The following is a 13,191-nucleotide window of genomic DNA, read 5'->3' on the forward strand; positions in this document are numbered from 1 at the left end:
CTTGGAATAGCGGTCAAGCCGCTCCTTTTACTTTGGGGTCCAGCCGATCGCGAATATCGTCTCCAATCAGATTAACCGCCAGTACAAACAAAGTGATCGCCAGACCCGGGAACGTACAGATCCACCAGGCAACCGTCAGATACCCTCTACCTTGCGAGAGTAATGCGCCCCAATCCGGTATTTCCTTCAACACCCCAAGTCCCAGAAAACTGAGTCCGGAGCCGGTTAGAATTGATGTCCCTACGCCCAGGGTAGCCATGACCAGCAGGGGTGACAATGAATGTGGCAGTACATGTTTCCAGAAAATACGTGCATTGGAACCGCCCAGTGAACGTGTCGCTGTAATGAAAGGCAGACCTTTAACTGATATGACCTGCCCACGCATCACCCGTGCGTAGCCCGGAATGGAGGAAACCGCAACAGCCAGTGCAATGTTTATCAGTCCTGGCCCGAGAGCAGCTGCAACAGACAATGCCAGGAGCACGCCGGGTACAGCCATCAGAATATCGACAGCCCGCATCGTGACGGTATCAACAACGCCTCCGGCATAACCGGAGATAATACCAAGAGCACTACCAACAATACCGCCCACAAGCACAGAGGCAAATCCAATGAGCAGCGAATCCCTGCTTCCATGCACAACCACACTGAAAATATCCCTGCCAAAATAGTCCGTCCCGAACAGATGCGCAGCAGAAGGAGCCTGCAGGATAACATCCGTCATCATCTGAGTTGGATCATAGGGCGCAATCCAGCCCGGTACAATCGCACATGCCACGGTAAACACCACCACCAGCAATGCTGCATAAAAGAATAATCGGGATACCGCGAATGAGACGCGATAGCGCCAAGGGCGGCGATTCCACAGACGGATACGTCCTACACTGCCCGCCCATGCTTTTTTGTCACCAGCCAAAGGTTTCATGCTCATGAGCAACAACTCCTCCTTTCATACTCCGCGTCAGGACACTTCTGACTGTTCCATCCATGATTATGTGCGGACTGCACGCCGAACCCGGGGATCAATGTACGAATACGAGATATCCACCAGCAGGTTCAAGACAACGTAGATGATAGATGTAAAGAAAACCACACCTTGCACCACGGGAAGATCCTTGGCCATTAGCGCATCGGCAATAATTCGACCGATTCCTTGTCTGGAGAAGACAGTTTCCACCACAACGGTTCCCGCAAGCAGATCACCGATCAGCATGCCGATTACCGTTACTGCAGGAATAAGTGCATTACGTAGTGCATGACCATACATGATCGCACGTTCCGAAAGTCCTTTGGCCCGTAACGCCACGATAAACGGTTCATTGATCACTTCCAGCATGCTGTTCCGTACCATCCGTACGATAAATCCTGCACCCACGAGACCCAGTGTGGCAGCCGGAAGAACCAGTGAGCTGAATCCGTCGGAACCCATCGCCGGGAACCAGCCAAGCTGTACCGAGAATAACAGGATGAGCAGAATCCCCGTCCAGAAGGTTGGCATGGAAATGCCGAACAGTCCAACGAGCCGGGCGACGAAATCAATCACGCCATTGCGATGAATCGCAGACAATACACCAAGTGTAATTCCAATCGTGATGGCAATGATAGAGCTGAGTGCGGTCAAAGCCAGTGTGGCTGGGAAATGTTCCAGAATTTTTGGCAAAACCGGATCCGAATTGATCATTGATTTGCCGAAATCGCCACGCAGCATATCACCGAAATAGTTCGCAAACTGGATGTAAAACGGTTGATCCAGTCCTAGCTGGACCCGCAGATTCTCGATCATCTCCGGGGTAGCCGAGGACGGATCCAGCATGAGCAGAACCGGATCACCCGGCAGAAGATACATGATGCAGTACACCAGCACCGAAGCTCCGAATATAACCAGAAGCGATGTTGCGAGTCGTGACAGTATCGTTTGAACCATACCGGGATATCTCCTTCCTGAATCTGGATTGGCCGTTCCTATAGTGCGTGTTCAAAAAGACCAGTTTTCAGTACCGAGAAGATGGAATGAAGCTAGAAATGGAGTAGCGGAGCGTAGGAAACTACGTGAGCAACGGACATTTCGGCTGAATTTCATATTCGATGCTGATTATGCCATTAGGCATGACTCGTAATCAAAAGTGGACTTTTTGAACAACCTCTGTTAGGGCTGAATGCGGACGTCGTTAAAGAGTGGATACCCCAATGAATCAAACTTGATGCCTTCGACCTTTTTGGATGCTGCGACGGTATAAGGGAATACATAGATTGGCAGAATTACCGCTTGCTCAATCAGGTATTGCTGGATCTGATTGTAGATCTGAACACGTTTATCAGGATCCGTCTCAACCGCTCCCTGCTCCAGCAGTTCATCGATCTTTGGATCAGACAAACCGGACAATGTCGGACGCTCGCCCTCTGCACTCGTATGATAGAAAGCATACAAGGCATTTGGATCAGAATTGACCTGACTGTTGCCATAGAGATCATAATCCCAGTTCTGATAGATGACTGTTGCGATATCTTTTGTAATCTCGACTTCAACGGCAATGCCCACCTGTTTCAACTGTTGCTGGATAATGGCGGCAATGTCATTACGTTTCTCCCGATTGGGCGAACCATCAACATACCGCAGGGTCAGCTTCTGCCCGTCTTTGGCACGAATACCATCAGCGCCTTTCACCCAGCCTTGTTCGTCCAGCAGCTGATTGGCTTTGTTGATGTCCGGGTTGATGCTTCCTTCCAACGATGCATCATAACCCAGGATTCCAGGAGATAGTGCAGACCACGCACGTTCGTAGTTGCCCAGATACAATGTTTTGACAATCGCTTCCACATCTACGGCGGATTGTACCGCCTGCCGTACTTTCACATCATCCCAAGGCGCTTTGCGCAGATTGAAAAAGAGTGTATATGGCAACCCAACTGTGTTGGCCTGTAAAAGTTGCTGGTTCGGATCGTTTTTCAAAGCTGCAATATTTTGCGGTGGAACGGTCTCGGCAGCGAGTACCTGACTGCTCTGAACACTTCCGATGCGCGTCGCTTCTTCTGGTACAATTTTAAATGTGATCGTATCCACATGGGGCGCGGCTTTATTTTCAACCGTCTCAGGTCCCCAGTTGTAATCCTTGTTCTTGGCAACGACGATATCCGCATTTTCATCCCATTTCACAAAGGTATACGGGCCTGTGCCCACCGGATTTTTACCCAACTGGTCGCCATATTTTTTGGCAGCTGTAGGGGATGCGATCCCCAGAAGTGCCTGGCTCAAATTGCCGAGAAAGGCTTGTGATGGTGATTCCAGATTTACCTTGATGGTATATTCATCAATGACCTCGGAGGAGCTGTAAGGTCTAATCAGGGCAAGGGAATTGGCAGCTTTGGTGGCCGGATCGATCACCCGGTCCAGATTGTATTTCACGGCTTCCGCATTAAACGGTGTGCCATCGTGGAACTTCACGCCTTCACGCAGCTTGAACGTATAACTCTTGCCGTCCTCGGATACGCTCCATTCCGTGGCGAGCCAAGGTTTGATGGAACCATCAGGCAGTTGCACGACCAGATTGTCGTAGATCGTTCGGATGGCACGCACCGTTACGGCAAGCCCACTGCGATGAGGGTCCAGCGTATCCGGTGAAGTTGCAAGTGCAAAAGTCAGGTTGCCTCCTTCCGCTTGCCCGGTCTGACCCCCGCCTGATGCCTGTGCCGTACTGTTCGTACTGCCTCCCGCTGCTCCGCAACCGGACAATACCATCACCAATACTGCTGCCAATGCCATATATTTCATCCATGAGATAGACCTGTTCATATCGCTTCCCCCTCTGTGTATACAGGTGTCATTAAATTGATGTTTATACCAATACTCTATATATCCTATGAGTTAAGTCGGTTTTAAGATAGTACGAAACGTAGTGTACATTGAATAGGGTTCATCTCAGTTATGCCAAATCAGATACAACTTGCTTCTTTGCAGCCGTGTAACGGTTAACCGGAATCTGTACCCCAAGATTCCCCCGCAAAGTATCGTGTTCATAGTCCGTACGATACAGACCGCGTTCTTGCAGAATCGGAACAACCAGTTCCACAAAATCAGACAATCCACTTGGCAGCTCCGAAGCAATAATGAAACCATCCGCGGCTTCCGTCTCAAACCATTCCTGAATCTTGTCAGCGACCTGCTCCGGTGTGCCTAGGAATTTGCTGCGTGGTGTTGCTGCCCGCAGAGCTACTTCACGCAAGGTCAATCCTTGCTCTTTGGCATCCTTCTTGATCTTGTCGGTTCCACTGCGGAAACTGTTGCTTCCAATGCCATTCAGCTCCGGGAATGGTTCATCCAGCGGATATTGGGAGAAATCATGATGTTCGAAGAAACGTCCCAGATAATCCAGCGCTTTATCAATGGTAACCAGGCTCGCGATCTCCTGATATTTCTGTTCAGCTTCCTCTTCGGTCTGTCCAACAATGGGATTGATGCCTGGCAGAATAACAATATCCTGTGAAGAACGTCCATAGGAAGCAGCACGTGTTTTGACATCCTTATAGAATGCCTGTGCATCTTCAATCGTATCGTGTCCGGTAAAGACAGCATCCGCTTCTTGCGCCGCCAGCGTTTTGCCATCTTCCGAAGAACCTGCCTGGAAAATCACCGGCTGTCCTTGCCGTGAACGGGCAATATTGAGCGGACCTTGTACGGAGAAAAACTCTCCTTCATGATTAAGCGTGTGCAGTTTGGATGGGTCGAAGAATACACCGCTCTCTTTGTCTCTTACAAAGGCATCATCTTCCCAAGAGTCCCACAACCCTTTGGTTACCTGTAAATATTCCGCGGCAATGCGATAACGTTCCGGATGCGAAGGGTGACTGCTCTTGCTATAGTTCTTCGCTGTACCTTCCAGCGGAGAAGTCACGACGTTCCAGCCTGCACGGCCATCACTGATCTGATCGAGGGAACCGAACTGTCTGGCTACGGTGAACGGATCACTATAGGATGTCGAGAGGGTACCCACCAGTCCAATGCGTGAAGTAACGGCAGCCAAAGCGGAGAGGATACTGATTGGTTCGAAGCGATTCAGGAAATGCGGAATAGATTTCTCGGTAATATACAGACCGTCTGCGATAAAAACAAGATCGAACTTGCCTTCCTCCGCTTTCAGTGCCTGACGTTTGTAGAATCCAAAGTTAACGCTGGCATCCGACAGAACCTCCGGGTGTCTCCATGTGGTGTTGCTTCCTCCAACCCCATGAATAATGGCTCCAAATTTCAAACTGCGTTTCGCTGTCATATGCACTCCGCCTTCCTTGGATTAGAATCTTCAAAAGAATGATCAAGGGCCAACTGAACTGATTACGTATGCGAAATAACTTAAAAGTTAACTATTCCTATGAGTTTGGTTTGTTTTAATTTCACAAATCTTATCACTGCCCCGTAAAAGGGTCAACAGCGTGACTAATAGATTTTTTCTATATGAACATTGAAGATGTAAATAAGACCATTTACATCCCAAGTGAGCCTTAGGTTATGAACGTTCCAGCTGCTGTACAAATGCGATCTTGCATCATGCAGCAGCCGGAACGGCTTGCTTCAAAGGTATATATCAACTCCCGTTAGACTGCTGCCGCTTCGTCCGCTCGTGCCAGAAGTTCAGCCAGCTTCTCCAGATCAGGTTCCAGCAAGGCTTCAAACTTGCCGTCCCCTCCCACTTCAATAACGGGTACATGCCGAATGCCATATTTTGCTTCAAGCACATCACGCAGCACGTCATTACCCTGCACTTCAATGTTCTCAAAAGGCTGGTTTCGCTCTGTCAAAAATGCTTTCACTTCCCCGCAGAAATGACAGCCTGTTTTGCTCCACAGCACGACTTTTTTGGTTGATGATGACATCGACATACCTCCTGATTAGTTTTAAGATCAAGATCTGGGCCATTGAATATGAAAGCCCTAGACCTTCAATTCCCATCTGTTAAATAAGAATTATGGCTCTAAATGTACTCCTGTGCCCTTCCTGCGTCAATGGATCTGTTAATAGAATAAACCTATAACCAAATAGAAAGATTAAATTATAAATTTGAAAGATGGCTTATTTTACAGGAATGAATCGCTATTGACCCTTTCTAACCTGTTTAAAAGCTTGTTTTGCTAAATCAGTGTAGAACTCGATCTGATCCGGACTTCGATCTATGGCCCATCTCAGGGTATCAAAAGCTTTCAATAACAACACATACCTGGCTTGATTCAGTACACGCTCTTGCTCTTGTGTACTTGTCCCATATCCTTCTAAAAACGCTTTCAATTCTTCCTTGTCAGGACCCTCACCCCTTAGCTGGCATTGCATGAGTTGAGTGATATCGCCATACGGCACGACGGTGACCTCCGCATTCCCCCAGTCCAGAAGGGTAATCTCACCCGTTGAACTTACGATTGTATTCTTCAAGGAGAGATCGCCATGGCATAGACCAAAGCGGAACTTTTGCAATTTCAATTGTTCGAACCATTGCCTTACGAGCTGTGATTCCTTCATCGTAATGACACCAAGCTCAATCAGCGGATCTTGCTCCGTCAGACTATTGATATTGTATTGCACATATCCTTGCCAACTTCCATCTGATCCTGCATGAGGGGGAGAGTAAAATTTGTTTTGTACGGGATCGTGCATTTCCCTTCCGAAACCTGCCACCGGGATGGATTGCATACGTTGTGTGTACTCACCGAGTTTCCTCCAAATCACGGACGTGGGCACTGTCGTATCCAATCCGTTGTCCCCTTCCACAACCGTTTGAATCATATAGGCATGTTCAGCGTTGACCCCAACGGACAATGTCTCTGGCCCAGGAATACCGGCACTCGCCGCTTGTTCGATGCACCATTTTTCTTTCACATAGGTAGAATATGTATCTGGATCGTTCATGCGTACAACCACTTTATGACTTGCTGTCTCCACCAGACAGACCTGATTAACAAAACCTTTACCCACGATATGATGTGAGCATGTTACTTGTTCCAGCAGAAACTCACTGGCAATCTGTTCGGCTTGTCTAACTATAGAATTCTTCATCCCGCTTCCTCCCTATCCCTCTCTCATGATTCCAAGTTACGCTTGGGTGATAACTGCGTTGGTCATATTCTAAAAGGAATTCGTTGATCTTTCAATTTTTCGGATGCGGAATGAATCAGAGCGATTACACAGGACACCGCTACATTTTCCATTCCGCATCATGCTGCTGATTCGCATAAACAGATCGCCTGACATTACAGATCTGGGTTCAAGAGCTGAGGTGGGGCGATAATAGGCCAGCCTTCTTCCATCGAATTCAGTTGGTCCGCAGATACGCTGATAATATGCCCAGAATGTACACCCCAACGTTCTGCCGCATAGACCGATACAAATCGTCTCCGCTTGTCTCCGCTGATCTGATATCGAATCTCGGGTGCATCCACTGTGGCAACAATACTTCCTTCTGCCCAGCCATTGTGAGAACCATGAACCGCTGTCGTATGCACCTGTTGTGATTCCCTCGGCCATCCATGCAACTCCCCCGCTGATATCAGTGCTTCTCCGGCAGGAATGGCGAGCAGATCCGGCTTGGCAACCTGAACAGGAGATATTCCACGCGGTACAGGGATGTTCAGCTTACGCCGCCGACCGCCAGTTAAAGCATAGACATCTCCTTTGGCATCGGACAGGAACGAACCTTCCGGGTAGAAGTCATAACTGTGTCTGAACTGTAATGCTGGATCTTGGCTGCCCTGCGTTGAGATTCGCTGACGCGGATCCATTGGGTTTGTGTCACCATCCTCTTGTTGACCGGATGGGGTACCAGAGGTTTGTTGTCTAGCCAAGCGGCAGGTTTCGGCAACCAGCGCATGGGGATCTCCCCACTTTTGGCTATAAAACTGCTCGTTATCCTTATTCACTACAGCAAAGTCTTGCTCACCCAAGGCTTTCATACTGACACTTCCGAAGTGGTGGATAAAAGCATCCCCAGCTACCGCAAGCTGGTATCCAGCCAGCTTCACCCGAATGATCCAATCGTCATCTTCGAAATTGCCCACCGTGTATCCTTCGTCCAGATAACCTACCCGTTCCAGCAGCTCCCGTGAGAACAGCCAGCAGAATCCGACCAGGCGATCGGTTATTCGATGTTTGTCTGCATCCGGACGATTATGTGTGGCGGCAAAAGACCACATCTCTTCTACCTCACGGTACGGAACCTGAATCTGCTGATCCCCGCCAATATAGTTGGTCACCGGACCCACCACACCAATCTTCGGATCACTGGCAAGACAAGTCATCATGTTATCCAGCCAGCCAGGAGTAACGAGCGTATCGTTGTTCAGCACGATGATATGTCGTCCTCTCGCCATCATCAGCCCATGATTGACACCTCCGGCAAACCCCCGGTTCTGATCCAGGGCAGCCACCCTCACCATACCACCTTTGCGGAGCATGGCCTCGGCAGTTCCATCCTTGGAGGCATTGTCCACGACAATGATCTCGAAGGGGGCAGGGGTATGCTTTTCGATACTCGACACACATTGCAGCACATATTCCCGCTGATTGTACGTGGGGATAATGATGCTAACTCCTTCAAAAACAAGACCAAACGAGCTCTGTCCCTGGCGGACACCTTCGTTGTATCCTCTGGTATACCCCTGTTTGTAGAGCTTGGCGCCTTTGGCTGTGCGCCTGCTTTTGCCTTTACGTCTGGATTTCCGCATTGAGCGACGACCTGCTGCATGCAGGACTGCCATGGCAGGTCGCGAGACATCGTGCTGTGTGGCACGGCGGGCCACTTTTTTTTCGCTGCTCATGCTGCCATTCCGGTTGTTTTCACTGCGGCTGTTGTCACTGCGAGTGCTGATATTTGGAGTGATGTTCAGATGACTGTGCCCCTTTCGACGGATGACGTTTCGAACCTTAACCTTGTTGCTGCGGCTATGACGTTCTTCCCCGCGCTGTTGATCGGGTGTGCTCATGTTGCTCCCTCCATTTCCACTTGTCCGTGAGGCTAACACGCACATGACCAGCCCCCGGACGGTCCACTAGAGTTGAAGCTCTCCTGTTACCAGTTTGTCAGCCAAATGTCCAAAATCCAGAGCGACCTTGCCGAGTTCACCTGCAATTCGCCGACACAGAATGACCGCCGGAATTCCCGCCGCCACCAAAGCGATATCAAAAGCATGTTCTGCGGTTTGCTGCATTACCCTCGGAATATCCATGACTCCCGCCACAGAACCAATGATACCTGTGACATGTATCCCCCGGTTATGCAGCAGTGCCGCAAGCTCTGATGCCTGGCTGCCTATGAGCAGAACCCGCCGTCCTTGCAGCAAGGGCAACACCAGACCGGACTGATGCAGACTGTAATTGATCGTGGAACTGGTCAATTTCAGCTGGGACCAGTCGATCCCGAAGTGGCGCAATACCGGAAATAACAGCCCCTGGAATGTCGGCGCCCGCGAGATCGGCACGCCAACCCAGTCGGCGGCCTGTATGGCTTCCGCAAGCATCGCGCGGATGTCTGGCGTTGAGCATGGCACCCCTGCATAGGGCAGAAACGGTGCCAGCTCCTGCACTTCCTGACCTGGCAGCACAGTATCGGCTGCCAGCGTGAGCAGTTCGCCATCTCCGAGGCGAACGACAGACAAGGGGCGCTGCGCATCCAGCGCCGCCATGATGTGTCCAGCCATCTCATGCGGGCTGGACAGCCGGGTCAGGCTGGGCGCATATTGGCGAAATCCCGCCGCGATCAGATCTGCCGCCGCCACGGCAGGCAGAATGTGATCCGGCGGGATGTGCTGCGCCACCAGCGCCTCCCCGCCGGCGAATACGCCGTCGCGGTAGCCCTCGGCGTAGCCACCGGGCACGGCCTCCGCCTGCATTGCGTGCTCCGCGGGCGAAGGCGGCAAACCCTTCGCGCTGCCCGCCTTCGCGCCGGCAGCGCCTCCCCGCCCCGCGGGGGCGACACCCTTTGGGTGTGTCGCCTGGCGCGGGGCGGGGCCAGCACCGCTGGCAGGCATCGCCTGTGGCGTGCTGGCTTGCGGTGCTGGCATGGGCGCACGGCGCATCGCCGTGCGCTGCTTGGCGCGGGCAGCGGCACGCCGGCCCCGCGCGGGTGCAGGCCTGCGCCCAGCAGTGGCCTGGCGCAGGCCGGCTTTGCCTTTGCCGGTGCGGCTGGCTCTTGCCGCTTTGCCTGCTCTGCCAACAACACTGCCTGTGCTGCTCGCTTTCCTTGCAGCAGCCTTATGCGCTGCGCCTGCAGATGTACCCGCTTTGGTCAGGGTACTACGTTTCCCTGACTTCACACCTCTGACTCCAGCAGACCCTGTATCTGCTGCTGCCGGAGTGCCACTGCCCATAAATACGGCCGGGTGGATGCCCCGGGGCTTACCCGACACGGAGGCCCTAGCAGCCCCGGTGCGTGTCACTACTCTCACGCCATTCCCTCCTTTGGCATGCACGAGGATTGTCGCTGCGCAAAGCGCCGGAGCATCCTTCCAGCTCCGGCGCAGAGTGTTCTGCTCCCATGGGGCACCGCACAGCGGCAGCATCAGTCGCATATATTTTAGGGCAATTGTCCTTTCATACGGACAGCTGCTTCCTGGAGCGAATCAAATGTACCTGCATCACTCCAGTATTTCTGCAAAATATCGTATTCCAGTCCGCCAGCAGACGCGTAGTGATTATTCACATCCGTAATTTCAAGTTCTCCACGCGCAGACGGCGCAATGTTGCGAATCAGATTAAATACATGATCGTCATACATGTATATGCCCGTCACACAATAAGAGGTTTTCGGCTGGCTTGGCTTCTCCTCAATGTACGAGATTCGCTCTGGATGCTTTGGATCAAAAACAGGCACCCCGTAACGTCTTGCATCATCCACCTCTTTGAGCAGAACTCGCGCTGTACCAGCAGGTTGCTGCATGTAACGGTCCACATAAGGCTTCAGATCATCGCTGAAGAGATTATCTCCGAGAAGCACAACAAATTTTTCGCCAGGAAGAATAAAGGAAGTTGCCAGATCCAATGCTTCCGCAATCCCGCCTGCCTTTTCCTGAATGCGATAAGTCAACTTCACCCCATGCTCCGCTCCGCCACCAAGATACTCTGTATATAACCCGGCGGAATGTTTGTTGATCACAATCAATAGTTCATCAATGCCTGCCTGGCGGAGCCTGTCGATGCCATACATAATCATCGGATGTTTACCGACTGGAAGCAGATGTTTGTTAATGAGCCGGGTCAGCGGATACAGTCTAGTTCCTGTTCCGCCGGCAAGAATTACACCTTTCATTCCACGTTCCCTCCTTCATCGGATATGTCCATATATTCAAGCGGATCGACATGCCATTTGTTCATGAAAATCGAACGATTACGCTCAAGCAGCTGTTTCCACGCTACCGGATCTGTCTTCTGGAAGCTGGCACTTCCCTGATGATGCACGAGAACATCTCCACATACCAGCAGGCGATATCCCTGCAATCTTGCTCTATAACAATAATCGTCATCCTCATAGTGTCCCGGAGAATATGCCTCGTCAAGCAGTCCAACCGATTCCACGACATCTCGTTTCATCAGCATGCACAGACCGACGATCCGGCGTACTTCCCTCCACCTTGAAGAATCCGCAACATTATTGGAATTGGCCAACTCCTGAAAATGTTCCATGTCTCGAAACGCCAGTTCAATCTGCTGGATGCCGCTTGCATAATTCGTAACAGGACCCGTGATTCCAATACTTGCGTCACTGTACAGAGCCGTTCGCAGGTTCTCCAGCCAACGGGGCGTGACCGTAACATCATTGTTCAACAGCAACAGCTCATCCCCACAAGCTGCACGAAGTCCAGCGTTACACGCTGCCGGAAACCCCCGATTATCCGGGAACCTTACAAATCGAATTCGCTCCAGCGCACAATATTCAGCCGTTCCATCCGTCGAACCGTTATCTACCACGATAATTTCATATGACGCAGGACCGCCCGAGTATTGACGTATGGCATCGATGCAGGGCCTGATCAGATCCAGCCCATTGTAAGTTGGGATAATCATACTCGTCAGTGTCATTAGGCGTTCCTCCTGTAAGCCACTTCTACACGGGAGAGTGTATGTTCCTGGACTGGATTCCAACCTGTACCCAGCAATGTAGCCAGTGCCTCCAGATGATCTCCGATGATCAATTTGGCGACATCATTCCCACTTCCCGTGTTACCAGGACGCAACCGATTGGAACGAATAACATCCACCTGACTTGGTGCCGAGACGTTCATTCCATGCTGAATAGCTAGACTTTGTGCTTTAGGTGGAACGGCCAGAGATGCTGGCTTCACGGTCTGAATCATACGACGAGATAATGCATGAGGCACGGCTGTCATGGAGTTGGAACCAAGATCTGCCCTGCCTAATGTTCGGTTCAGATATGCTTTGATCCGGCTTACCTCATCCTGCCCGGCAAACGCAGGAAGCAAAGACGTCAGATTATTCAACGCCACATCCTGTCCCCGATCAACCGCGAACAGAAAGGGTGCAAGCTGTTCAGCCGAGACGACCATATCTCCATCCACAAAAAGTACCGTCTCCGCATCCGTCATCTTGACTCCAAGTGCCCGGCCCACATCATGTCCTGCTCGATCCGGTTCATAGATTACTGTAATTCCCGGCTGCCTTAGTACCTGCTTCAAACTGTCATCTGTCGTTCCATTCAGTACCACAATAATATCCGTCAGAGGCAACCGCTTTAGTTGCAATAACACCTGCCCCAGTGTGTGTTCCTCATTACAGGCACAGACAACGGCAGCAGCCGAATGACGAAGAGGTAGCGGCAAGATCTGGAATGAATGTCCCGAGGCCTGAGCATAACCTTGCATAAATGCCTTACCTGCCTTCAGAGCTAGCTCGAAGTTGCTTAGCTCCGCAACGTTCACCGCGTGTGCATTCCATACGAGACGTGCGTGTTTTTCTGATACTGTGTTGTTCGCCTTTGCCTCGCTTCCTGCAACTTGCCCCGCTTTCCACATCAAGTGCAGATCTACTTGGCCGGACTTTGATCGGCTTCTTCTTGTTTTTTTGATATCGAAATGTTTCTTGTTCCTAAGACGCTTGTTCATTACTGTTCTTCCTGCTGTCGTGTGTCTATTTGTTGTCCGCCTGCGGCGGACAACCCCTGAACGTCCCTTCATTTCCTCACCTCCAGCATGCTGCATCATCCG

The 13,191-nt window shown here is 51.1% G+C and carries 11 protein-coding genes; all 11 read right to left on the reverse strand.

The window, feature by feature from the left end:
- Positions 1-13 precede the first annotated feature (13 nt).
- Entirely contained in the window at positions 14-931 is a 918-nt protein-coding gene (locus J2X75_RS20810) for an ABC transporter permease (RefSeq protein ID WP_310339708.1), read from the reverse strand.
- A 60-nt stretch (positions 932-991) separates the two neighbouring features.
- Entirely contained in the window at positions 992-1,924 is a 933-nt protein-coding gene (locus J2X75_RS20815; RefSeq protein ID WP_036605816.1) for an ABC transporter permease, read from the reverse strand.
- Between the two features lie 222 nt (positions 1,925-2,146).
- Positions 2,147-3,790 carry an ABC transporter substrate-binding protein gene (locus tag J2X75_RS20820; RefSeq protein ID WP_310339710.1) on the reverse strand — a complete coding sequence of 548 codons (1,644 nt, stop codon included), beginning with the start codon at positions 3,788-3,790 and terminating at the stop codon, positions 2,147-2,149.
- 130 nt (positions 3,791-3,920) lie between these two features.
- The gene (locus tag J2X75_RS20825) at positions 3,921-5,264 is read right to left on the reverse strand and encodes an LLM class flavin-dependent oxidoreductase (protein ID WP_124117584.1); all 1,344 of its coding nucleotides are present in this window, start codon (positions 5,262-5,264) and stop codon (positions 3,921-3,923) included.
- A 322-nt stretch (positions 5,265-5,586) separates the two neighbouring features.
- A complete protein-coding gene (locus J2X75_RS20830) occupies positions 5,587-5,865 on the reverse strand; it encodes a glutaredoxin family protein (RefSeq protein WP_036605813.1) in 279 nt (92 codons plus the stop codon).
- A 217-nt stretch (positions 5,866-6,082) separates the two neighbouring features.
- Positions 6,083-7,036, reverse strand: coding sequence for an aminoglycoside phosphotransferase family protein (locus J2X75_RS20835; RefSeq protein ID WP_310339714.1), 954 nt, complete (start codon positions 7,034-7,036; stop codon positions 6,083-6,085).
- A 194-nt stretch (positions 7,037-7,230) separates the two neighbouring features.
- Positions 7,231-8,958, reverse strand: coding sequence for a glycosyltransferase family 2 protein (locus tag J2X75_RS20840; RefSeq protein WP_310339715.1), 1,728 nt, complete (start codon positions 8,956-8,958; stop codon positions 7,231-7,233).
- Positions 8,959-9,024: 66 nt separating this feature from the next.
- On the reverse strand, positions 9,025-9,672 hold the full coding sequence (locus J2X75_RS20845; protein WP_310339716.1) for a GT-D fold domain-containing protein: 648 nt from the start codon (positions 9,670-9,672) through the stop codon (positions 9,025-9,027).
- A gap of 875 nt (positions 9,673-10,547) precedes the next feature.
- The gene (locus J2X75_RS20850; protein ID WP_307542395.1) at positions 10,548-11,279 is read right to left on the reverse strand and encodes a sugar phosphate nucleotidyltransferase; all 732 of its coding nucleotides are present in this window, start codon (positions 11,277-11,279) and stop codon (positions 10,548-10,550) included.
- On the reverse strand, positions 11,276-12,049 hold the full coding sequence (locus J2X75_RS20855; RefSeq protein ID WP_310339717.1) for a glycosyltransferase family 2 protein: 774 nt from the start codon (positions 12,047-12,049) through the stop codon (positions 11,276-11,278). The genes J2X75_RS20850 and J2X75_RS20855 overlap by 4 nt, the downstream gene beginning before the upstream one ends.
- Positions 12,049-13,161 carry a glycosyltransferase family A protein gene (locus J2X75_RS20860; protein ID WP_310339718.1) on the reverse strand — a complete coding sequence of 371 codons (1,113 nt, stop codon included), beginning with the start codon at positions 13,159-13,161 and terminating at the stop codon, positions 12,049-12,051. Before J2X75_RS20860 ends, J2X75_RS20855 begins: the two co-directional genes overlap by 1 nt.
- Positions 13,162-13,191 lie beyond the last annotated feature (30 nt).

This window comes from Paenibacillus sp. 2003, assembly GCF_031455635.1.
GTDB lineage: Bacteria > Bacillota > Bacilli > Paenibacillales > Paenibacillaceae > Paenibacillus > Paenibacillus amylolyticus_B.

Excerpts from the sequence above, each read along its gene's own strand:
- J2X75_RS20810 (WP_310339708.1), bottom strand. The coding sequence starts at position 931 with ATGAGCATGAAACCTTTGGCTGGTGACAAAAAAGCATGGGCGGGCAGT.
- J2X75_RS20815 (WP_036605816.1), bottom strand. The coding sequence starts at position 1,924 with ATGGTTCAAACGATACTGTCACGACTCGCAACATCGCTTCTGGTTATA.
- J2X75_RS20820 (WP_310339710.1), bottom strand. The coding sequence starts at position 3,790 with ATGAACAGGTCTATCTCATGGATGAAATATATGGCATTGGCAGCAGTA.
- J2X75_RS20825 (WP_124117584.1), bottom strand. The coding sequence starts at position 5,264 with ATGACAGCGAAACGCAGTTTGAAATTTGGAGCCATTATTCATGGGGTT.
- J2X75_RS20830 (WP_036605813.1), bottom strand. The coding sequence starts at position 5,865 with ATGTCATCATCAACCAAAAAAGTCGTGCTGTGGAGCAAAACAGGCTGT.
- J2X75_RS20835 (WP_310339714.1), bottom strand. The coding sequence starts at position 7,036 with ATGAAGAATTCTATAGTTAGACAAGCCGAACAGATTGCCAGTGAGTTT.
- J2X75_RS20840 (WP_310339715.1), bottom strand. The coding sequence starts at position 8,958 with ATGAGCACACCCGATCAACAGCGCGGGGAAGAACGTCATAGCCGCAGC.
- J2X75_RS20845 (WP_310339716.1), bottom strand. The coding sequence starts at position 9,672 with ATGGCTGGACACATCATGGCGGCGCTGGATGCGCAGCGCCCCTTGTCT.
- J2X75_RS20850 (WP_307542395.1), bottom strand. The coding sequence starts at position 11,279 with ATGAAAGGTGTAATTCTTGCCGGCGGAACAGGAACTAGACTGTATCCG.
- J2X75_RS20855 (WP_310339717.1), bottom strand. The coding sequence starts at position 12,049 with ATGACACTGACGAGTATGATTATCCCAACTTACAATGGGCTGGATCTG.
- J2X75_RS20860 (WP_310339718.1), bottom strand. The coding sequence starts at position 13,161 with ATGAAGGGACGTTCAGGGGTTGTCCGCCGCAGGCGGACAACAAATAGA.